Annotated in this window: 15 protein-coding genes and 1 pseudogene; 7 read left to right on the top strand and 9 right to left on the bottom strand. The window is 62.7% G+C overall.

Annotated features, from left to right (window positions below; translation table 11 throughout):
• The 3 genes from IL54_RS12385 to IL54_RS12375 all read right to left on the bottom strand — a co-directional run.
• A partial coding sequence (locus IL54_RS12385; protein ID WP_037478548.1) for an ATP-binding cassette domain-containing protein occupies nt 1-246 on the bottom strand: 246 nt, incomplete at its 3' end.
• 5 nt (nt 247-251) lie between these two features.
• Nucleotides 252-1,754, bottom strand: a complete 1,503-nt coding sequence (locus IL54_RS12380; RefSeq protein WP_037476047.1) for an efflux RND transporter periplasmic adaptor subunit — start codon at nt 1,752-1,754, stop codon at nt 252-254.
• On the bottom strand, nt 1,751-3,211 hold the full coding sequence (locus IL54_RS12375) for an efflux transporter outer membrane subunit (RefSeq protein WP_037476045.1): 1,461 nt from the start codon (nt 3,209-3,211) through the stop codon (nt 1,751-1,753). The genes IL54_RS12380 and IL54_RS12375 overlap by 4 nt, the downstream gene beginning before the upstream one ends.
• A 175-nt stretch (nt 3,212-3,386) precedes the next feature.
• Between IL54_RS12375 and fabD the strand changes: the two genes are divergently transcribed.
• From fabD to fabG, 4 genes are all read left to right on the top strand, one after another.
• Complete coding sequence (gene fabD, locus IL54_RS12370) at nt 3,387-4,322, top strand: ACP S-malonyltransferase (protein WP_037478546.1); 936 nt, start codon at nt 3,387-3,389, stop codon at nt 4,320-4,322.
• Nucleotides 4,319-5,119, top strand: coding sequence for a crotonase/enoyl-CoA hydratase family protein (locus tag IL54_RS12365; protein WP_037476043.1), 801 nt, complete (start codon nt 4,319-4,321; stop codon nt 5,117-5,119). Before fabD ends, IL54_RS12365 begins: the two co-directional genes overlap by 4 nt.
• A gap of 67 nt (nt 5,120-5,186) precedes the next feature.
• Nucleotides 5,187-5,609 (top strand): GxxExxY protein, encoded by a 423-nt coding sequence (locus IL54_RS12360; RefSeq protein ID WP_037476041.1) that lies wholly within the window; start codon nt 5,187-5,189, stop codon nt 5,607-5,609.
• A gap of 11 nt (nt 5,610-5,620) precedes the next feature.
• Nucleotides 5,621-6,361, top strand: coding sequence for a 3-oxoacyl-[acyl-carrier-protein] reductase (gene fabG, locus IL54_RS12355; protein WP_037476039.1), 741 nt, complete (start codon nt 5,621-5,623; stop codon nt 6,359-6,361).
• A 156-nt stretch (nt 6,362-6,517) separates the two neighbouring features.
• On the opposite strand, the pseudogene IL54_RS25915 reads toward fabG, so the two are convergent.
• Nucleotides 6,518-7,351: pseudogene (locus IL54_RS25915) on the bottom strand (DDE-type integrase/transposase/recombinase); the annotation flags it as partial.
• Nucleotides 7,352-7,577: 226 nt separating this feature from the next.
• Complete coding sequence (locus tag IL54_RS12340) at nt 7,578-10,292, bottom strand: TonB-dependent receptor (RefSeq protein WP_237748870.1); 2,715 nt, start codon at nt 10,290-10,292, stop codon at nt 7,578-7,580.
• A 368-nt stretch (nt 10,293-10,660) separates the two neighbouring features.
• Between IL54_RS12340 and IL54_RS12335 the strand changes: the two genes are divergently transcribed.
• Nucleotides 10,661-12,697, top strand: coding sequence for a tetratricopeptide repeat-containing sulfotransferase family protein (locus tag IL54_RS12335; protein ID WP_037476038.1), 2,037 nt, complete (start codon nt 10,661-10,663; stop codon nt 12,695-12,697).
• 14 nt (nt 12,698-12,711) lie between these two features.
• Here IL54_RS12335 and IL54_RS12330 read toward each other — a convergent pair whose 3' ends face one another.
• From IL54_RS12330 to groES, 4 genes are all read right to left on the bottom strand, one after another.
• Nucleotides 12,712-14,265, bottom strand: a complete 1,554-nt coding sequence (locus IL54_RS12330; RefSeq protein ID WP_037476037.1) for a DUF389 domain-containing protein — start codon at nt 14,263-14,265, stop codon at nt 12,712-12,714.
• 16 nt (nt 14,266-14,281) lie between these two features.
• Nucleotides 14,282-16,084 (bottom strand): SLC13 family permease, encoded by a 1,803-nt coding sequence (locus IL54_RS12325; protein ID WP_052027676.1) that lies wholly within the window; start codon nt 16,082-16,084, stop codon nt 14,282-14,284.
• Between the two features lie 203 nt (nt 16,085-16,287).
• Complete coding sequence (groL, locus tag IL54_RS12320; protein WP_037476035.1) at nt 16,288-17,937, bottom strand: chaperonin GroEL; 1,650 nt, start codon at nt 17,935-17,937, stop codon at nt 16,288-16,290.
• 81 nt (nt 17,938-18,018) lie between these two features.
• Nucleotides 18,019-18,306, bottom strand: a complete 288-nt coding sequence (gene groES / locus IL54_RS12315; RefSeq protein WP_007704439.1) for a co-chaperone GroES — start codon at nt 18,304-18,306, stop codon at nt 18,019-18,021.
• Nucleotides 18,307-18,690: 384 nt separating this feature from the next.
• On the opposite strand from groES, the gene IL54_RS12305 reads away from it, so the two are divergent.
• Complete coding sequence (locus IL54_RS12305; RefSeq protein ID WP_037476029.1) at nt 18,691-19,125, top strand: universal stress protein; 435 nt, start codon at nt 18,691-18,693, stop codon at nt 19,123-19,125.
• An 89-nt stretch (nt 19,126-19,214) separates the two neighbouring features.
• Nucleotides 19,215-20,084, top strand: a complete 870-nt coding sequence (gene yghU / locus IL54_RS12300) for a glutathione-dependent disulfide-bond oxidoreductase (protein ID WP_037476027.1) — start codon at nt 19,215-19,217, stop codon at nt 20,082-20,084.
• Nucleotides 20,085-20,086: the final 2 nt, after the last annotated feature.

Here is a 20,086-nt window from a genome sequence, read left to right as displayed (position 1 = left end):
GCGCTGGTCACGGTCCAGCGTTTCGACATGGTGCCCCTTGAACAGGAAAGTGCCCGCCGATGGGACGTCCAGGCAGCCCAAGATGTTCATCGTCGTCGATTTGCCGGAGCCGGATGGTCCCATCACGGCGACGAAATCACCCTGTTCGATGTCGAGGTCGATACCTTTCAAGGCCTGAAAGGCGGTCGGGCCTTCGCCATAGACTTTTGTGACCCCGCGCAGCGAGATGATCGGTGCAATCGCCATGCGCCTTACGTCCCGCTCGGCCGGCCAGTGCCGCGCGTTTCGGTGGGGGCGACGGGGGCGGTTTCGGGGGCCTTGTCGCCCGAATTGCCGAGCGAGCCGACGCTGGCGGGCTTGCCGTCCGTTGCCGGATTGCGCTGGCGATCGGGGGCCTTGGCATCGGTTGCGGCGGGGCGCTGGTCTTCGGCCGGGGCTTCCTGGCCCGCAGCCAATTGCCCGGTGATGACGCGCATCCCTTCCTTGATCTCGCCGCCGGTGATGGCGGTGCGCGATCCGTCGCTGGCGCCGATGGTGACTTGCACCGCCTTGGGGTTGCCGTCTTCGCCCAGCACATAGACGGTCTGGCTGCTGCCTGCGCCGAAATTGACCTGGCGCGCATTGCCGCCGCGCCGCATCCGGCCGGGGCCGGGCAGGACGCTGGTGATGCCGCCGCCCTTTGCGCCCGCACTCGGCTTGAAGCGCAGGGCGCTGTTGGGGATCAGCAGCACGTCGTGCAATTCCTGCGTCACGATGTCGGCGGTGGCGGTCATGCCCGGACGCAGCGTTTCATCTTCGTTATTCACGGTTAGAACGGCGGTGTAGGCGACCACGGTGCCGGTCGTGCTGGTCGTGGTGGTAGAGGAAGACGAGGTGCTGCTGGCGTTCGAGCCGACATTCACGCGGGACACGGTCGCGGGGAAAGTGCGGCCGGGGAAGGCGTCGACGGCGAAGGTCGCGCTCTGGCCGTCCTTGACCTGGCCGACATCGGCTTCATCGACCGACACTTCGACTTCCATCTGGGTCAGATCCTCGGCGATGGTGAACAGCACCGGCGCGTTGAAGGACGCCGCCACGGTCTGGCCCGGCTCGATATCGCGCGAGAGGACCACGCCGGTCACAGGCGAGACGATCTGCGCGATCGACAGGTTGGTCTGGGCAGACGAGAGCTGGGCACGGGACACATCGACCTGCGCCTGCGCCGATCGCAGGCTGGCGACTGCGCCCTGATAATTGGCGCGCGCCGTGTCGATCTCGGTCTTGGCGGGCACTTTGCCGCCCGACAATTGATAGACGTTGAGTTGGCGGTCGAGCGTCGCCTTGGCAAGCGCGACCTGGGCCTGGGCCTGGGCGACGCTGGCCTGGGAAGCGGAGACTTGCGAGCGGTTCTGGTTCACGGAATCGACCAGGCGGCGGGTGTCGAGTTCGGCGAGCCGCTGGCCGCGCGTGACGCGATCATTGACGTCGACATAGACGGCGGTGATCTTGCCCGACTGTTCGGACCCCACATCGACCTGGTTGACGGGCTTGAGGTTCCCGGTGGCGGAGACGGCAACGGTCAGGTCGCCCTTGCGCACTTCACGGGTCGCGTAATTGGGCTTGTCGTCGCCCGAAAAACACTGCGACACCAACAGGATGGCGATGAGCAGCGCGACGCCGACGCCGCCCCGGATCGCCCATTTGCGCCAGGGTTTGGCGGGCTTGGCGCCCAGAAATTCGTCGAGGGCCGGATCGGTGGTCACGTCATTGCTCATGATTTTTGCTCATCGATGGGGCGGTTGTCCATGCTCTGCCAACCGCCGCCCAAGGCATCATAGAGGCGGGCGATGGCGAGAATTTCGTCTGAACGGGCGGTGGCGAGGCTGTTGCGGGCGTTCAAAAGGGTGGTTTCGCTATTCGACAGCGTCTGGAAGTCGATAAGGCCTGCCTGATATTGGCTGCGCGCCAGCAGGGCGGCATTGTTCGATGCATCATAGGCGATGGTGAATTCGGCCTGCCGTGCCCGCGCGCTGGCGAGCGAGGCCATCGCATTTTCGACATCCTCCAGGGCGGTCAGCACGCTTTGCTTGTAGGCGGCAAAGGCAGCGTCGGTTGCCGCCCGTTGCGATCGGACCTGCGAGGCCAAGCGGCCGCCGTCGAAAATGACTTGCGACACATTGGCGAAGAGGCCGCCGGTGATCAGGCTGAACAGATCGCTGAAGGCATTGGACGTGGTGCCCAGATTGCCGCTGATGCCAAGCGAGGGATAGAGTTGCGCTTCCGCCACGCCGATCCGCGCGGTTGCCGCGGCAAGGGCGCGTTCGGCGCTGCGCACGTCGGGCCGCTGGCGAAGCGTATCGGCGGGGATGCCAAGGGCGATCTGCGACGTGGCGGTGGGGATGGGGGCGGGCGTTTCGAGCGTGCGGGTCGCTTCGCCCGGCGCCTGTCCGGTCAGGACGGCGATGCGGTTGAGGCTGCCGCGCAGGTTCGCTTCCTGCTGCGGGATGGAGGCGCGGGTTTGCGCCAGTTGCGCGCGGGCCTGCTGTTCATCGAGCGAGGAGACGAGGCCTGCCTGCAAGCGCCAACCGGCAATATCGAAATTATCCTGCTGCACCTGCTGCGTTTCGCGGGCGATGCGCAATTGTTCCTGCGCCAGCCGCGCCTGGACATAGTTGGTGACCAGTTCGGAAATGATCGTCATCCGCACGGTCGCCAGGTCATAGCCTGATCCCGCCAGTTCGGCGCGTGCGGCTTCGGCCGAGCGGGAGAGTTCGCCGAACAGGTCGATCTGCCAACTGGCCGATGTATTGGCGGAATAGCTGCTGGACCAGTTGCTGGCACCGGTGCTGATGACATTGCCGCTGTCGTCGACGCGCGTGCCGCCCGCCTGGCTGCGGTAATTCTTGCCGCCATTGCCCGACGCATTGAGCTGCGGCAGGAAGGCGGCGTTGGTCTGTGCCAGGCTTTCGCGCGCTTGCCGCAGCCGGGCCTGGGCCTGGACGATATCCAGATTGTTGGCGATGGCCGTATCGATCAGGGCCGAGAGCGTCGGATCGTTGAGCCGGGTCCACCATAGGGCCAGATCGGCCTCATTCTGGGGCGTGCCGACACTCTGATAATAGGTGGCAGGCACCCCCATCGATATGGCCTGTGGCGGTCGATAGTCCGGGCCGACGGCGCAGGCCGACAGGCTCAGCGCCGTCCCACATATCCCTGCAAAGCGATATCGCACCTTTTCCTAGCACTCCGTCATCGTTAAAGGGGCCGCCACGCGCCGGAACAGATGGCGGGAAAGCGTGCGCGACCTGACTGCCGCAGGGTCGTGTACGTCTCAATGGCATTTATGTCTCAAAGTGTAACGACGTTGAATATCGGCGCTTTTTTGGTTGATGGTTAGAGGATGGATGATGCGCGCATTTGTATTTCCGGGTCAGGGCAGCCAGTCGGTCGGCATGGGCAAGGCCTTGGCCGACGCCAGTCCCGCCGCGCGGAAGCTGTTTCAGGAGGTCGATGACGCCCTGTCGCATCATCTGTTTCGATTGATGGTCGAAGGACCGGAGGATCGACTGACCCTCACCGAAAATGCGCAGCCCGCGATCATGGCCAATGCCATCGCGACGTTGCGGGTGATGCAGCGCGAAGGCGGCTTCTCGATCGCGCAGAAGGGCGATTATGTCGCTGGGCATAGCCTGGGCGAATATAGCGCGCTGTGCGCGGCGGAGGCGCTCGATGCTGGCACGACGGCGCGGCTACTCAAGCGGCGTGGCTATGCGATGCAGGAAGCCGTGCCGGTGGGCGAGGGGGCCATGGCCGCTTTGCTGGGTGCCGACATCGAAAAGGCGCAGGCTTTGGCGGATGCCGCGGCGCAGGGCGAAGTCTGTGCCGTCGCCAACGACAATGATCCAAGCCAGGTCGTGATTTCGGGCCACAAGGCGGCGATCGACCGCGCCGTGGCGATGGTGAAGGAGTATGGCATCAAGCGCGGCATATTGCTGCCGGTGTCCGCGCCGTTCCATTGCGAATTGATGCAGCCTGCTGCCGATGCGATGGCGCAGGCCCTGGCCGAGGTCGCGCTGGTCGCGCCGCTGCTGCCGGTCTATGCCAATGTGCTGGCCGCGCCGATTGCAGAGCCGGACGAGATCAAGCTGCGGCTGGTCGAGCAGGTTACCGGCCGGGTACGCTGGCGCGAATCCGTGGCGGCGATGTGGGACGCGGGCGTTACCGAATTTGTCGAAATTGGCGGCAAGGTGTTGAGCCCGATGATCAAGCGCATAGCGCCCGATGCCACCGTGCGTAGCATCGTGACGATGGACGATATCGAGGCGGCGCTGGGCGCGCTGTGAGCGCTGTCCTCACCCAGCTGGATGGCGCGGTCCTGACGGTCACGCTCAACCAGCCCGACCGGCGCAATCCGATCTCCGATCCGGCGATGGTCGATGCGCTGTGTGCCGTGTTCGAGGCGGCGGATCGCGACCTGTCGATCCATGTCGCGATCCTGACCGGTGTGGGGAGCGCCTTTTCGTCGGGTGGCGACCTGAACGCGATGCGGCCCGACGCGGGCGGCCTGCGCGCGGGCTTGCCGGCGCAGACGCGGCGCAATTATCGGGCGGGCATCCAGCGCTTGCCCTTGCTGTTCCAGGCGATCGAACTGCCGGTGATTGCGGCGGTCAATGGCCCGGCGATCGGTGCCGGGATGGACCTCGCCTGCATGTGCGATGTGCGCATCGCGGCGCAATCGGCGCGCTTTGCCGAGAGTTTCGTCAAGCTGGGGCTGGTGTCCGGGGACGGCGGGGCGTGGTTGTTGCCGCGCATCGTCGGTTTCTCCAAGGCCAGCCAATTGTCGCTGATCGGTGAGACGATCGATGCGGACGAAGCGCTGCGCATCGGGCTGGTGGGTGCAGTGGTGCCCGACGCGGACCTGATGAGCGTCGCGCGTGCGCAAGCCGACGCCATCGCCGCCAACCCACCTCATGCCACGCGCATGACCAAGCGGCTGCTGCGTGCGGCGCAGACGGCGGAATTGAACCAGATACTCGAAATGGCGGGCGCGATGCAGGCGCTGGCCCATGCGACGGCGGACCATGACGAGGCGATAGACGCCTTCTTCGACCGCCGCCCACCACTATTCAAGGGAGACTGACAGGGCATGCTATAGGTTTCGCGGACAGGATTTTGGGCACGCGGAGGCGCGGAGACGCGGAGGGAATTTGGCGGATATCGATCGCATCAGCGGAGACGTTCTTGACCTCGCCTTACGGATGCATCGCGACCTGGGGCCGGGACTGCTTGAAAATGTGTACGAGATGATCCTGGCGGCCAAGCTGACGGCCATGGGCCATCGCGTCGAACGGCAGAAACCCGTGGACATCAGCTATGATGGCTTGGATTTCGCTGCCGCTTTCAGGATCGATCTTTTGGTCGATGACCGCTTGCTGGTAGAGATTAAGTCGACCGAACGCCTCCACCCAGCCCATGCCAAACAATTACTGACCTATCTTCGCCTGACCAACCAGCCCGTAGGGCTTCTGATCAATTTCGGTGGCGCCACGCTCAAGGAGGGGGTGAAGCGCATAGTCAACGACTATGTCCCCTCCGCGTCTTCGCGCCTCCGCGTGAACCAAATAGAATAAGGAGACTGACCATGTTTAACCTCACAGGAATGACCGCGCTGGTGACGGGCGCGTCCGGCGGGATCGGGTCCGAGATTGCCCGGTCGCTGGCCGCGCAGGGCGCCACGCTGGCGCTGTCGGGCAGCAATGAGGAGAAGCTCAAGGCGTTCGCGGCGGAACTCGGCGGGGATCATAAGACGCTGGTGTGCAACCTGTCGGACCCGGCTTCGGTCGATGCGCTGGTGCCGCAGGCGGTTGAGGCGCTGGGCGGCAAGCTCGACATATTGGTCAACAATGCCGGGGTGACGCGCGACAATCTGATCCTGCGGATGAAGGATGAGGAATGGTCGACCGTGATTGCGGTCAATCTGGAAGCCGCATTCCGGCTGTGCCGTGCCGCCGCCAAGCCGATGATGAAGGCGCGCTTCGGGCGGATCATCTCGATCACGTCGGTCGTGGGCGTCACCGGCAATCCGGGCCAGTCCAACTATTGCGCGTCGAAGGCCGGGATCATCGGCATGTCCAAATCGCTGGGCCAGGAATTGGCGAGCCGGGGCATCACCGTCAATTGCGTCGCGCCGGGCTTCATCCGATCGGCGATGACCGATGCGCTCAACGACGCGCAGAAGGGCGCGATCCTGCAGAAGATCCCGGTCGGCGACCTGGGTGATGGCGCGGACATCGGCGCGGCCGTGGTGTATCTCGCCAGCCGCGAGGCGGGCTATGTCAACGGCCAGACGCTGCATGTGAATGGCGGCATGGCGATGATTTGAGGCTAAGCGACCTGGCGATCTTTGTTCCCCGGCGGAAGTGTTGAGTTCCGTCTGATTAGCGAGGGCGTCGTTTGGGGACTGGTATTTGAGGCATCGCAGCCTTGTACGGTTATAGTTCTGGACGGTTTGATGGAGGAAGGCATTTCTTTGGTCGTGAGACAGGAAGTGGTTTTTGCCGCGATTGGTACCGGCGCTGGGATGGTGTCGCAGGGCTTCGGCAAGACGCCGGTTGAAACGTTCGACCATGCCGTTGGTCTGGGGGTGGAAGGGCTTTGTGAGGCGATGCTCGATGGCGCGGTCCTGGCAGATGCGATCGAAGGGATGTCGTCCTGAAGGTTTGCCCTGGGGCTTGTCCTTCATATCGACGGCGAAGCGATCCGTGAACTCGGACCCATTGTCGGTGAGGATGGTGTGGACCTGATGGGGGAAGACTGCGAGGAATCGTTCGAGGCAGGCGGCGATGCTATGGGCATCGCGTTGCCGGACAATCTCGATATGGACGAAGCGGGTGGCGCGGTCGATGGCGACGAACACATAAGCGCGCTGGGCTTGCAGGCGGGTGAGATGCTTGAGGTCGATATGGATGAAGCCGCAGGGTGTGTCATCGGGGAAGCGGCGGCTGGGGCTAGGCTGGGCTGCGGGCTGGGGTCTTTGGGCCACGCCGATACGCTTCATGCAGCGGTGGATGGCGCTGCGCGAGAGGGTGGGATTGACGCACCGCTGCATGACCTGGACGATGTCGTCGAGGCTCAGGCCGATATCCTGCCGCAGTTCGCGAATGAGCGCTTCGTCGGTCGGCGAGGTGCTTTGTCCCAGCCTATGCCGGGTGTGCGATCCGTCGGTGACGCGATCTCTGGCTTTCCAGCGCCGCACGGTGGTTTCGCTGACACCGAGCTGGCGGGCCAATTGCGCCACCGACAGCGCGCTCGACTGGATCAAAGCCCGCGTCTTGGGCGTGGTTCGGGCATTAGCGTGCAAGTGGATCTGCATGATATCCTCGCTTGGCAAGATGGCGCAATCCAGCAGCCACTCCAAACAACTCTATACAAACAGACGGGATAAAACACGAAGGCCGGGGTCCAGTTCTGACCGCGGGACTGGACCCCGGCCTTCGCCGGGGAACGACAAGCTATAGGTTCCCGTCTATGTACCTTGGCATAAAATAATGCCGCCGGATCGCTGATCCGGCGGCATTGTCATGCGATGGCGCTAACCGTCAGAATTTCTGCCCGAAGCGGATGCCGAAAAATTGCGGCTTGATCGTGAAGGTCCGCGCCGACCCGGAACAGAAGTCGATCGAGCAGAAAGTGTTTTTCGTCAGTTCGCCCCGCTTGTCGAAAGCGTTCTGCAGGAACAGCGTCAGGCTCCAGCTATCCTTCTTGATCCCGCCGGAAAAATCGAAGCTGACAAAGCCCTTGGTATTTCCGAGCAATGCATTGCTGGCGACGTTCAGATCCTGCGTCGCGCCGGTCTGATAAAGGGCGGCACCCTGAATATAGGCGGCATAGTCGCCCATATAGGTATCATAGCGGATCGACGTCGTGCCCTTGAATTTAGGCTGGCGCGGCAGCCGGGTGCCATCGGCAGCGGCGACCTGGGGCGTGGGAGGGTCAGAGTCCGGCACGAATTCGCCCAACGTGCATGTCGACAATTGGGATATGCTCGATGTGTCGCGATCGAGCGCAAAGTTGCAGAAATTGCCCTTCAGCTTGCCGTCATTATAGGCGCCGGAGGTCGAGAGCGTCACATTGCCGAGTTTCAGATCGGCATCATATTCGATGCCCTTCACCACGGCCTTGCCCGCATTGCCGGTCATGCCCGCGCCCTGCGCGCCGGATACGACAACGCCATATTGGATATTATTCCATTTTTCATAATAGACGGCGGCGTTGAAGCGGAAGATGTTGTTCCACGTCGTCTTGACGCCCAGCTCGAAATTGGTGAGCGTTTCGGACTTGAACGGGGCCACATCCACCGGGCCGAAATTGCGGATGCGCAGCGGCCGGTTGAAGCCGCCGGGGCGGAAGCCGGTCGAGTAATTGGCATAGACCATCTTGTCGGGCTGGAACTGCCAGTCCAGCGCCACCTTGTGCGTCTCGCCATCCTCCTTGTAGCGCCCCGTCTGATCGGCTGCGCGGAAGTTTGTGTTGAGACATTGCAGGCGCTCGGCTGGAAGCGGCGTCGGACAGCCCATTTCGCCGGTCGGAACATAGACCGACGTAATGGTATTGGCCGCCGATCCCGCCACGCCCGCAAAGCCCTTCACCGCATAATCGGTCCAGAAATAGCGGATGCCGCCGGTGATCTTGAGCGTCGGGGTGATGTTGTAATGCCCCTCCGCAAAGATCGCCGTGTCATGGTAAAGCTGGTTCTGTTCGGTGATGTAGAAGCCGTCGCCCTTCACCGCCTGCGTCCCCAATATCATCGTGCCGAGCGGGTTGCCGTTGGCATTGATGACATTGCTGGTATCGAAGAATGGATTGCCGTCTTCGTCATAATCGATGCCGTACATGCCCGGCACGCCGATCAGCCCGCCCGGCACATCGCCGCCACCCGTCTGGGTATAGCCTGTGATCGTGTCCAGGCCGCGAATGGCATAATAGGTGTTGGTCTCGTTCTTCTGCCGCTGGTAGAAGGCACCGAACGTCACGTCGAACGGCCATTCCTTGGGCGTCGAAATCCGCAATTCCTGCGTGAACTTGTTGCGGTGCGTGTCCGCATGATAATATTGCGTCGGGTCGATCAGCGAACATTGCTGCGCTGCGCCCGACCCGGTGCAATTGTCGAAAAACTGCAGATAGCTTTCATAGCCTGCGCCGAACCCGTCATAGGTGACGGTGTAATAAGTATAATCGTTGAGCGTCCGGGTCCGGCGTTTGAAATAGCCGGTCGCCGATACGACGTCCCAGTCGCCGATATGGCCATGGATGCTCAGCGCCGCCTGATACCAGCGGTCATCGTTGCGGGTCTTGTCATAATCATGGACTTCCAGGTCGCCGACGCGCGGGTCGAACCCGAAATAGCCATTGGCGACCTGCTTCTGCGCCGTGATTTCCGGCGTGATCGCCCAGCCGTCGACTGGCTCCCACAGCAGTTGCAGGCGGCCGCCAAATTCCTTGATCGTGTTATAATCATCCTTGGCGATGTCGCTATTGTCGAGATTGAAGAAGGTCGCCGGATTATTGTCGCCCAGCGTATAGACCGCCGGCGCGCCATTATTGAGCAGGCCGTTATTGGGTATATTGTCGATATAGTCGCCGTCGCGCCGATAATAGCCCATGGCGCGCACCGCCATCGTGTCGCTCAGCGGCACGTTGATGTAGGATTCGAGCTGCCCACCGAAATCGCCCTTGCCATATTTATTGGCCTCGACGTCATAGCCGAATTCAAACTTGTCCAGCTTGGGCTTGTTGGTGATCAGACGGATCGTGCCCGCCAGCGACCCCGCGCCATAGAGCGTGCCCTGCGGCCCCGCCAGCGCCTCGACCCGCTCCAGATCATAGGCATGAATATCAGGCACTTCCGTGCCCGTGATCGGAATATCGTCGAGATAATAGCCAACCGAGGCATAGGCGCCGCCCGCAGGCACGATGCCGCGGAAAAAGGCGGTATTGCGGCCCGGCCCGATGCCTTCGAACGAGACGGAGGGTAGCAGGGCGGCGAAATCGCTCAAGCCCTTTACCTGGCGCTCCGCCAGCGTCTCGGCACCCAGCGCCAGCATGGAAATCGGCACTTTCTGGATGCTCTGCGCGCTGCGCGTCGCGGTCACGACGATTTCGCTGAGGCCCGATGATGGATCGGCGGCGGCGGCCTCTGCCGGTGCTTCGGTCTGGGCAAAGGCTGGCGCCGCGAGCGCCAATTGCGTCAGGCATGTCGTTGCGCCCAGCGCGCAAAAATTGCGCACTCGTCGCGAGCCAAATCTGATGGCCATGGATAGTCCCCCCTTATACGCGTTGCGTCATGGCCTCTCCCGTTGCAGTGCCCGGCGACCGGGTCTTAACCTTGCAAATCATGACATGCGCTTGCCTTCACCGCGCAGAAGACACGCAAAACCCCCTGCCCGAAAGACGCATCTTTCGGGGTCGCGGCCGAATAACGACCACGCCGAACATCGTATTTTTTATGAGACAGTTCGCTCACGCAGCAATTCGAACGACTGTCCTAAATTGGATACTGCCACTCAGACGGGCGCTGTCAAGCGGGTGAAATCGCATTTTTTGAACTTTTATGACGCGCCCACTCGACGGCAGGCTGCAATCGGCATAGCCTTTTGTGCAATCGCACAATTTTCGGGGTGCTATGGGAAACGGGTCTGCCGCTGCCGCAACGGGCACCATCGAATCTACGCTGGCGCAGATTGCTGGTCTGGTCGAAACGCGCCCCGATCTGGCGCTGACGCAGGCGCAAGCCCTCCTCGCCCGAACCGGCGGCCTGCCGCAGGCGGAACTGCTCGCTTGCCAGGCGTTGCGGCGTCTCGGCCAACCTAAAGACGCCCTCCCCCGCCTCGCTGCGCTGGACCGCACCTACCCGCACATCCCGGCCATCGGGTGGGAGTTGGCCCAGGCCGCCGAAGCAGCAGGCGATACCGCCCAGGCCATCGCCGCGCTGGAAGCGCTGACCAGGCAACAGCCGTCGGTGGCGGGCGGCTGGTTCATGCTGGCCCGGCTGTTGCGCAGCGTTGGCCGCGCGACGGATGCCTGGCGCGCCGACCTGTCGGGTATCCATGCCTCGTCGCGCGACCGCGACCTGCTGGACGCCGCGATCGCGATGAACGAGGCCCGGTTGGACGATGCCGAAGCGATCCTTGTGGCGCGGCTCGACCGCCTGCCCGATGACGCCGCCGCCTGCCGCCTGCTGGGCGAAGTCAACTGGCGGCGCGGTGATATGAGCCAAGCGCTGGCGCTGGTCGAGCGCGCGGTCACGCTGGCCCCCGGCTTCGATCTGGCGCGCGATTTCCTGATCCGGCTATTGCTCCAGAACAACCGTTTGCCCGAAGCGTTGAGCCATGCCGAGATATTGGAGAGGTCGCCGCTCAAAAATCCCGGCTACGCGCTGATCAAGGCATCGGTGCTGGTGCGGCTGGGCGATCAGGATGGCGCGCGGGCCATTTACGAACGCCTACTCGCGGATCAGCCCGACCAGCCACAGGTCTGGCAGAATCTCGGCCACGCCTTGAAGACGCTCGGCAAACAGGCCGATGCCGTCCACGCCTATCGCCAGGCGGTTCGCTATCGCCCGACCATGGGCGAAGCCTGGTGGAGCCTCGCCAACCTCAAGACCGTCAGGTTGGATGCGCAGGACATTGCGGCGATGGAACAGGCGCTTGCGTCGCTGGAGCCGGAGACAGCGGACGGACAGGAGGATATTTTCCACCTCCATTTCTCGCTCGGCAAGGCGTTCGAGGATGCGGGCGATTATGCCGCCGCCTTCCGCCATTATGATGCGGGCAATCGCCTGCGCCGGACGATGGTGCGCCATGATGCCGACGAATTTTCCGCCGAAGTGCGCGCCATCGCCACCACCTTCACCGCGCCTTTCATCGCCGCGCGGGGTGCTGGCGGTTGCCCCGCACCCGACCCGATCTTCATCGTCGGTCTGCCCCGCTCCGGCTCCACCCTGATCGAGCAGATCCTTTCCTGCCACAGCCAGGTCGAAGGCACGATGGAACTGCCCGACATGATGGTCATCGCCAGCCGCCTGCAATCGCGCGTGGATGACGGCGAGTTTCCCGACTTCGCCTCTATGGTCGCTTCGCTCACCCCCGCCGACCGGCTGCGGCTGGGCGAGGAATATATCGAGGGCACGCGCGTCCATCGCCACACCGCCAAGCCGCATTTCATCGACAAGATGCCCAATAATTGGCAGCATGTCGGCCTGATCCAATTGATCCTGCCCAACGCCAAGATTATTGACGCCCGCCGCCATCCGATGGGCTGTTGCCTGTCTGGCTGGAAGCAGCATTTCGCGCGCGGCCAGGCCTTCACTTATGATCTGACCGACATCGGCCGCTATTATCGCGACTATGTGGCGCTGATGACTGCCTATGACGCGGCCGCGCCGGGGCGCGTGCATCGCCTGATCTACGAGCAGATGGTTGCCGATATGCCGGGCGAAGTCGACCGGCTGCTGGCCTATCTGTGCCTGCCGTTCGAAGCGCAATGCCTGGACTTCTGGCGCAGCGACCGCGCGGTGCGCACCGCCAGTTCCGAACAGGTGCGCCAGCCCATCTATGCCGATGGCGTCGACCATTGGCGGCGGTTCGAACCCTGGCTTGGCCCCTTGGCCGATGCGCTGGGGCCGCTGGTCACGACCTATCGCGATCCACCTCCCATCTGATGGACATTTTTAAGTCAGCGGCCAGAGGTCGCGGCAATCTGCAACCGGAAAGTCTGGCCCGATGCCGGTGCGGCGATGGCGGCGATGCCCTGTTCCTTGAGCAGGGCGGCGATTGCCAGTGCGCGGCGTTGCGGCAGGGAGGGTCGTTCTGGGACATCGGTCGGCAAGCCGGGCACGGACAGTTGCGGACTGTTCCAACGCTTTGCCGCCCAGGCCGAAAGCAGCACGGCTTGCCGCGCCTTCGGGTCGAGCGCGTCCACATTGTCGGCAAAGGCGATGACCGGCAGCGGCGTGAGCGGTGGAATGATGGCGACCTCCCATCCCTCCACGGACTGGATCGCGCGCTGTTCGAGCGCGCCATAGGTGGCGAGGTCCGCGCCCGGCAGCAGGGCTGCCGTCGCTGTCGCGCGTTGATGATCGCGGTCGATCGTCACGGCGTCGGGCGCCACGCCAGCGGCCAGCGCGATCAGTCCGGCCACTCTGTTGGCGCGGCTGCGGTCATTGGCCAGCACATCATTGGCCTGCTGCAATTCGGCCCGTTGCGCTTCGACCGATCCTGCGCCCGGATCGAGCAGGACTTGGTCCACGCGCAGCGCCACAGGGCGGCCCAGCCGGTCGCTAAGATCGGTCTGCAGCAAGGCGTTGCTTTCGGCGCGGGATCGAGGGGCGATGACCACGCTGCGCACGGTAAGGGGCGTGCGGTCGAAATTGACGTCGAGTTGGGTGATCCGCGACTCTGCACCATAACGATCGGAGAGGAAGGCGCGGATTTGATTGACGGCAACCGCTTCGCCCGCGATGCGGCTGAGGGATATGGCCAGCGGCACCGCCATCACCACGAAGACCAGCATGAGCAGCACGGTCTGAGTCCAGCTTTGCTGGCTCGATAGATAATGGCCGAACCCATAATAGCGGGCCATCACCATCGCCGACAAGGCGATGGTCACGAAGTTGGTGACGAACAGGGCCAATGCGCCGCCAAGGATCGGCATATTCCAGGTCGCAAGGCCGAAGCCCACAACCGCCAGCGGTGGCATCAAGGCCGTGGCGATGGCGACGCCGACGATGGTTTCGCCGCGCCCGCGGATGATCGCGAAGGTGCCCGCCAGAGCGGCGAAGAGGGCGACCAGCAGATCGAACAGATTGGGGCGGGTGCGAGCCAATATCTCGGCCGTGGGTGCCTTTAGCGGCGAGACGAGAACGATGAAGGCCGTGAACAGCAGCGCTGCGGTCGCGCCTATCGCCAGAGCGGAAAGCGATCGGCGCAGTTCGGCAAAGTCGAACAGGGCGAGGCTGAACCCCAGGCCAAGAATCGGGTTCATCAGCGGCGATATGAGCATGGCACCGATGACGACGGCAGGCGACGACAGGAGCAGACCCAGCACCGCAATGCCCGCCGACATCATGGTCATGAAGAGATAGCGCGGCGTACAGCCGCTTTCCTCCACGATGCGGGCGACGACCTTTTCCTGATCGACCGATCCGACCACAGATTTCCGCCACCAGCGGTAGAAGGGGATATGATCCCAACGTGCGGGATAGGGTTGGTCTGGCGCAGGCGAAGTCATGGTGTCAGCGCTCCCCCTACACCAGCCAGTAGATGGCAAAGCAGGTCGCCAGACCGACGATGACGTTCATCGGCACGCCGATCTTGACGAAATCGCTGAACCGGTAATCGGCCGCGGCATAAACCATCGTGTTGGTCTGATAGCCTATGGGCGTTGCGAAGCTGGCGGAGGCCGCAAACATCACGGCGATGATCAGCGGTCGCGGATCGACGCCATTTTGCCCGGCAATACCGATGGCGATTGGCGTCATGATGACGGCGACGGCGTTGTTGGTGACGGTTTCGGTCAGCACCGATGTCGCGGCATAGATGGCGATGATGAGTGCCAACGGTGGCAACGCCGCCATCCAGGCCGACAGGGTGGACACGATCAACGCCACACTACCGGACTTTTCCAGCGCCAGGCCGATGGCGAGCATGGCGAAGATCAATACGATGACATTGCCGTCGATCGCCGACCAGGCCTCCTCCGCATCGAGGCAGCGGGTTGCCAGCACGATCGCGACGCCGATCAGCGCCAGGGCAAAAACGGGCATGATGTTGAAGGCAGCCCCCACGATCACCATGCCCAGCGTGAGCGCAGCGATCGGCGCGCGCCGACGGCGATAGCGCCTGACGCCGCTGGTATCCTCCGCGATGAAATTCATATTGTCGCGCAGTGCGGCCGCCGCCTGGTCATCGGCAGCCACCAGCAAACTGTCGCCGGCGCGCAGGCGCACATTCACCAGGTCCGGTCCGGCGACATGACGCGGGCGGCTGAGCCCCAATATGCGGACGCTGAGATTGGAGAGAAAAGGAATTTCCCGCAGCTTCCGCCCGATGGCGGGATGAGTCGGGGCAAGGGTGATACCGATCAGCCCTACCATGCTGTCCCGTTCGTCCGCCGCCAGCCGGATCGGTCGTCCGATATTCTGAAGCCCAACAACAAATTCATGCGATCGGGCCAGGGCATCCAATTCATGCGCGCTCGTCGCGACGATGACCCGGTCGGAGGGCAGGATGATAGCATCATTGTCGATGTTGCGCAGGATCTGCGATCCGCGCGCGATCCCCAGCACCCGCACGGAGCCACGACGAAGCGCCTTGATATCGCCCAGTCGCGTGCCGTCATCCTTCAATTTGGGGCAAAGTTCAGTGATGTAGAGGCGGTCGCTGTCGATATCGAGTTCATTGTCGGGGCGGTTGGGCAGCAGCATCGGCCCCAGGATCAGCAAGGTGATGCCACCGGTCACCAGTGCGACCAGGCCAACCGTGGTGATTTCGAATATGCCGAAAGCCGCCTGTCCATTTTCCTGCGCGACGCCATCGACCAGCAGGTTGGTGGAGGTGCCGACCAGGGTCAAAGTACCGCTGAGAATCGCGAGATAGGAGAGCGGGATGAGCAGGCGCGTCGCTGCGATGCCGACCGTTCGGGCCAGCCGCTTGACCAGCGGGATCAGCACCATCACCACGGGTGTATTATTGACGAAGGCCGGGGCCAGCATGGCGGTGCCCAGCAATTCCGCCACTGTGCGCCGGGGTCGTTCTTTGGCGCGCGACACCATCAGGCTGGCCAGAGCCTCGATCGCGCCGGTGCGGATGAGGGCGCCGGAGAGGATGAAGAAGGCCGCGATCGTGATGGGGGCGGGATTGGCGAAGACCGTCAGCAGGTCGGTCGGGCTCAACATGCCCGTCACCAGCATCAGGATGGCCCCGATCACGGCGATGACGACGGGCGGAAACCGCTCCATCGCAAAGGCCACGAACAACAGCAGCACCATCACGAGGCCCGCCACCGGCCCCGCTTCGGGCCAACGGGCAAAGAGCGTTCCCCCCTCCATCAGCACAGGATACCGCGCATCAAAGTCTTACCATCCGGTCGTTCATAATGCCCCTGTCGATCTGGCCCGATGCTTGGATGGGTAGCATAGCGACTTCAAGAGATTAGGAAACCAGCGCCGGATGAATTTGGTACAGGTGACGACAAGAAAAAGGCCGGTGGATCGCTCCACCGGCCTCTTCTTTGTCGTGTGGAAAGCAGGACTTAGAAGTCCATGCCACCCATGCCGCCCATGCCGCCGCCGGGCATGCCGCCCATGGGCGACTTGTCGTCAGCAGGCATTTCCGAGATCGCCGCTTCGGTGGTGATCAGCAGGCCAGCAACCGAGGCCGCGTCCTGCAGAGCCGCACGAACGACCTTGGTGGGATCGATGACGCCAGCGTCGACGAGGTTTTCGTAGACGTCGGTCGAAGCGTTGAAGCCACGGGTTTCGTCATTTTCGCGCAGCAGGTTGCCGGCAACCACGGCACCATCAACGCCCGCATTCTGGGCGATCTGGCGCAGCGGCGCTTCGATCGCCTTGCGGATGATGTCGATACCACGGGTCTGGTCGTCGTTCGCGCCCTTCATGCCGGCCAAAGCCTTGGTGGCATAGAGGAGAGCGGTGCCGCCGCCAGGAACGATGCCTTCTTCAACGGCCGCACGGGTGGCGTGCAGCGCGTCGTCGACGCGGTCCTTGCGTTCCTTGACTTCGACTTCCGAAGCGCCGCCAACCTTGATGACGGCAACGCCGCCAGCCAGCTTGGCCAGACGTTCCTGCAGCTTTTCCTTGTCATAGTCCGAGGTGGTGTTCTCGATCTGCTGACGGATCTGCTCGGTACGGCCCTTGATCGAGTCATGGTCGCCAGCGCCATCGACGATGACGGTGTTGTCCTTGTCGATGGTGACGCGCTTGGCGGTGCCGAGCATCGCCAGCGTGACGTTCTCAAGCTTGATGCCCAAGTCTTCCGAAATCACTTCGCCCTTGGTCAGGACAGCGATATCTTCCAGCATCGCCTTGCGACGATCGCCAAAGCCAGGTGCCTTGACCGCAGCAACCTTGAGGCCGCCACGCAGCTTGTTGACGACCAGGGTCGCCAGCGCTTCGCCTTCGATGTCTTCGGCGATGATCAGCAGGGGACGACCCGACTGAACGACCGCTTCGAGGATCGGCAGGATCGACTGAAGGTTGCTGAGCTTCTTTTCGTGGATCAGAATATACGGATCAGCCAGCTCTACAGCCATCTTTTCCGGGTTCGTCACGAAGTAGGGCGACAGATAGCCGCGGTCGAACTGCATGCCTTCGACGACGTCCAGCTCGAATTCGAGACCCTTGGCTTCTTCAACCGTGATCACGCCTTCCTTGCCGACGCGCTCCATGGCTTCGGCGATCTTTTCGCCGACAACCGTGTCGCCATTGGCCGAGATGATGCCGACCTGGGCAATTTCCTTGGTCCCGGCTACGGGCTTGGAACGCGCCTTGAGGTCTTCGACGACCTTGATCACCGCGAGGTCGATGCCGCGCTTGAGATCCATCGGGTTCATGCCGGCGGCAACCGACTTCATGCCTTCACGGACGATCGCCTGCGCCAATACGGTCGCAGTGGTCGTGCCGTCACCGGCGATGTCATTGGTCTTCGATGCGACTTCGCGCACCATCTGCGCGCCCATATTTTCGAACTTGTCCTTGAGTTCGATTTCCTTGGCGACGCTGACGCCGTCCTTGGTGATGCGGGGGGCGCCGAAGCTCTTGTCGATCACGACGTTACGGCCCTTGGGGCCCAACGTCACCTTGACCGCGTCGGCCAGGATGTCGACACCGCGCAGAATGCGCTCACGAGCGTCGCGGGAAAACTTTACGTCTTTCGCTGCCATGGTCTTAATACCTTCTATCGAGAATGTGCAAAATTGCGAAGTTCACACCGTTGCTGGGCATGAAAATCGCGAACCGGAAAGTCAGGCGACAACGCCCAGAATGTCCGATTCCTTCATGATCAGCAGGTCTTCGCCGTCGACCTTGACCTCGGTGCCCGACCATTTGCCGAACAGCACGCGGTCGCCAGCCTTGACGTCGAGCGGGGTGACCTTGCCATCTTCAGCCTTGGAACCGGTGCCGACGGAGACGATCTCGCCTTCCTGCGGCTTTTCCTTGGCGGTGTCGGGGATGATGATCCCACCGGCGGTCTTCGCTTCCGCTTCGATGCGGCGGACGAGAACACGGTCGTGCAATGGACGAAATGCCATGTTGATTGCCTTTCCCTTCTATTTGGGATGGGTCCGGCGCGCGATCCGGGGATGATTTCCCCGCAAAACCGCAATCGCCTTGTCCGTCTCCCCTTGAACTGCGTTGCTGTTAGCACTCGTTGAAGGAGAGTGCTAGCGCCGTAAATATGGAGCGGTGCTTTTATGCGTCAAGGCGATCGCGCAGAAAAATTTGCGAGCCCGCGCAACCGAGCGCCCGCTTCCGGGTTATGGCGATTGCCGCGCGACATGGCATGTCCCGTGCGATGGATAGACCGACTGTTGCCATCAGCCGCGCCTTCATGTCGCGACCGTTATTTTTCGTGAATGCTGCATCCCCTGCCCCGCCCACCTGTTGGTGAAGGAGAACCATAAGGAGGATGCATCATGGCCTATTCGACGATTGTCGTTGCCGTCGACATCAACGACGTACTGCACGCGCGCGCTGCGATCGATGCGGCAGCGGCGGTTTGTGGACCGGAATCGACGGTCCATATGCTCTATGTCCGCTATCATATGCCCACCCGCTATTCCGAGCTTTTAGGACGCGACCTCGACATCAAGGAAGAGGCCGAGGCGCTGGCGCTGATGCGGCAATGGGCGACCGAGGGCGGCCTTGCCGAGGGGCAGGTCCATTTCGACACGCGGCGCGGCCGGGTGCGCGACGAAGTGATCAGCGCGGCCGAACGGACGGGCGCGACGCTGATCGTGATCGGTTCGCATGAGCCGTCTTTCTCCTCGAAGCTGCTGGGGTCCAATGCGTCGGCGATCGTGCATCAAAGCCCGGTCAGCGTTCTCGTGGTGCGGGCAACGAGGGAATAATCCCGAAAAGCCCGGCGGCTGTCGGTTGCAGGGGGTGGGGTCGCCACTTACCTTTGGCTACCTTTTCACGATCCTGGAGCCAGGCCCGCATGACCGACAGCTATACCCCGCCCCGCATCTGGACCTGGGACAAGGACAATGGCGGGGCGTTCGCCAATATCAACCGGCCGATCGCAGGCGCGACCCATGACAAGGCGCTGCCGGTCGGCCAGCATAAGCTCCAGCTCTATTCGCTTGCCACGCCCAATGGGCAGAAGGTGACGATAATGCTGGAAGAATTGCTGGAGGCGGGTTTCACGGACGCCGACTATGACGCCTGGCTGATCAAGATCGGCGATGGCGACCAGTTTTCCAGCGGCTTCGTGGCGGTCAATCCCAATAGCAAGATCCCGGCATTGATGGACCATAGCGTGTCGCCGCCGCAGCGTGTGTTCGAATCGGGCGCGATCCTGCTCTACCTTGCCGAGAAGTTCGGCGCTTTCCTGCCGACCGACCCGGCCAAGCGCACTGCTGCACTCAGCTGGTTGTTCTGGCAGATGGGGGCTGGGCCGCTGCTGGGTGGCGGCTTTGGCCATTTTTACGCCTATGCGCCGGAAAAATATGAATATCCGATCAACCGCTACACGATGGAGGTGAAGCGGCAGTTGGACGTACTGGACCGGCATTTGGCGGACAACACCTATATGGCGGGCGATGAGTATAGCATCGCCGACATCGCGATCTGGCCCTGGTATGGCGGGCTGGTGCTAGGCCGCGCCTATGAAGCGGCGGAGTTTCTGGACGTTGCCAGCTACACGCATGTCGTGCGTTGGGCGCAGCAGATCGACGCGCGCCCGGCAGTGAAGCGCGGGCGGATGGTCAACAAGGCGAATGGCCCGTTGGAAGAGCAATTGCACGAACGCCATGACGCCAGCGACTTTGCGACCCGGACGCAAGACAAGTTGGAAAGCGAAGGCTGAAC

This window comes from Sphingobium sp. ba1, assembly GCF_000743655.1.
Classification (GTDB): Bacteria; Pseudomonadota; Alphaproteobacteria; order Sphingomonadales; family Sphingomonadaceae; genus Sphingobium.
The sequence above is the reverse complement of the archived record's forward strand: the minus strand, read 5'-3'. Positions and strand labels throughout refer to the sequence as shown.

What these genes read in the sequence shown, in the direction of transcription:
- IL54_RS12380 (WP_037476047.1), bottom strand. Translation starts at nt 1,754, where the DNA reads ATGAGCAATGACGTGACCACCGATCCGGCCCTCGACGAATTTCTGGGC.
- fabD (WP_037478546.1), top strand. Translation starts at nt 3,387, where the DNA reads ATGCGCGCATTTGTATTTCCGGGTCAGGGCAGCCAGTCGGTCGGCATG.
- fabG (WP_037476039.1), top strand. Translation starts at nt 5,621, where the DNA reads ATGTTTAACCTCACAGGAATGACCGCGCTGGTGACGGGCGCGTCCGGC.
- IL54_RS12340 (WP_237748870.1), bottom strand. Translation starts at nt 10,292, where the DNA reads ATGGCCATCAGATTTGGCTCGCGACGAGTGCGCAATTTTTGCGCGCTG.
- IL54_RS12335 (WP_037476038.1), top strand. Translation starts at nt 10,661, where the DNA reads ATGGGAAACGGGTCTGCCGCTGCCGCAACGGGCACCATCGAATCTACG.
- IL54_RS12330 (WP_037476037.1), bottom strand. Translation starts at nt 14,265, where the DNA reads ATGACTTCGCCTGCGCCAGACCAACCCTATCCCGCACGTTGGGATCAT.
- IL54_RS12325 (WP_052027676.1), bottom strand. Translation starts at nt 16,084, where the DNA reads ATGGAGGGGGGAACGCTCTTTGCCCGTTGGCCCGAAGCGGGGCCGGTG.
- groL (WP_037476035.1), bottom strand. Translation starts at nt 17,937, where the DNA reads ATGGCAGCGAAAGACGTAAAGTTTTCCCGCGACGCTCGTGAGCGCATT.
- groES (WP_007704439.1), bottom strand. Translation starts at nt 18,306, where the DNA reads ATGGCATTTCGTCCATTGCACGACCGTGTTCTCGTCCGCCGCATCGAA.
- IL54_RS12305 (WP_037476029.1), top strand. Translation starts at nt 18,691, where the DNA reads ATGGCCTATTCGACGATTGTCGTTGCCGTCGACATCAACGACGTACTG.
- yghU (WP_037476027.1), top strand. Translation starts at nt 19,215, where the DNA reads ATGACCGACAGCTATACCCCGCCCCGCATCTGGACCTGGGACAAGGAC.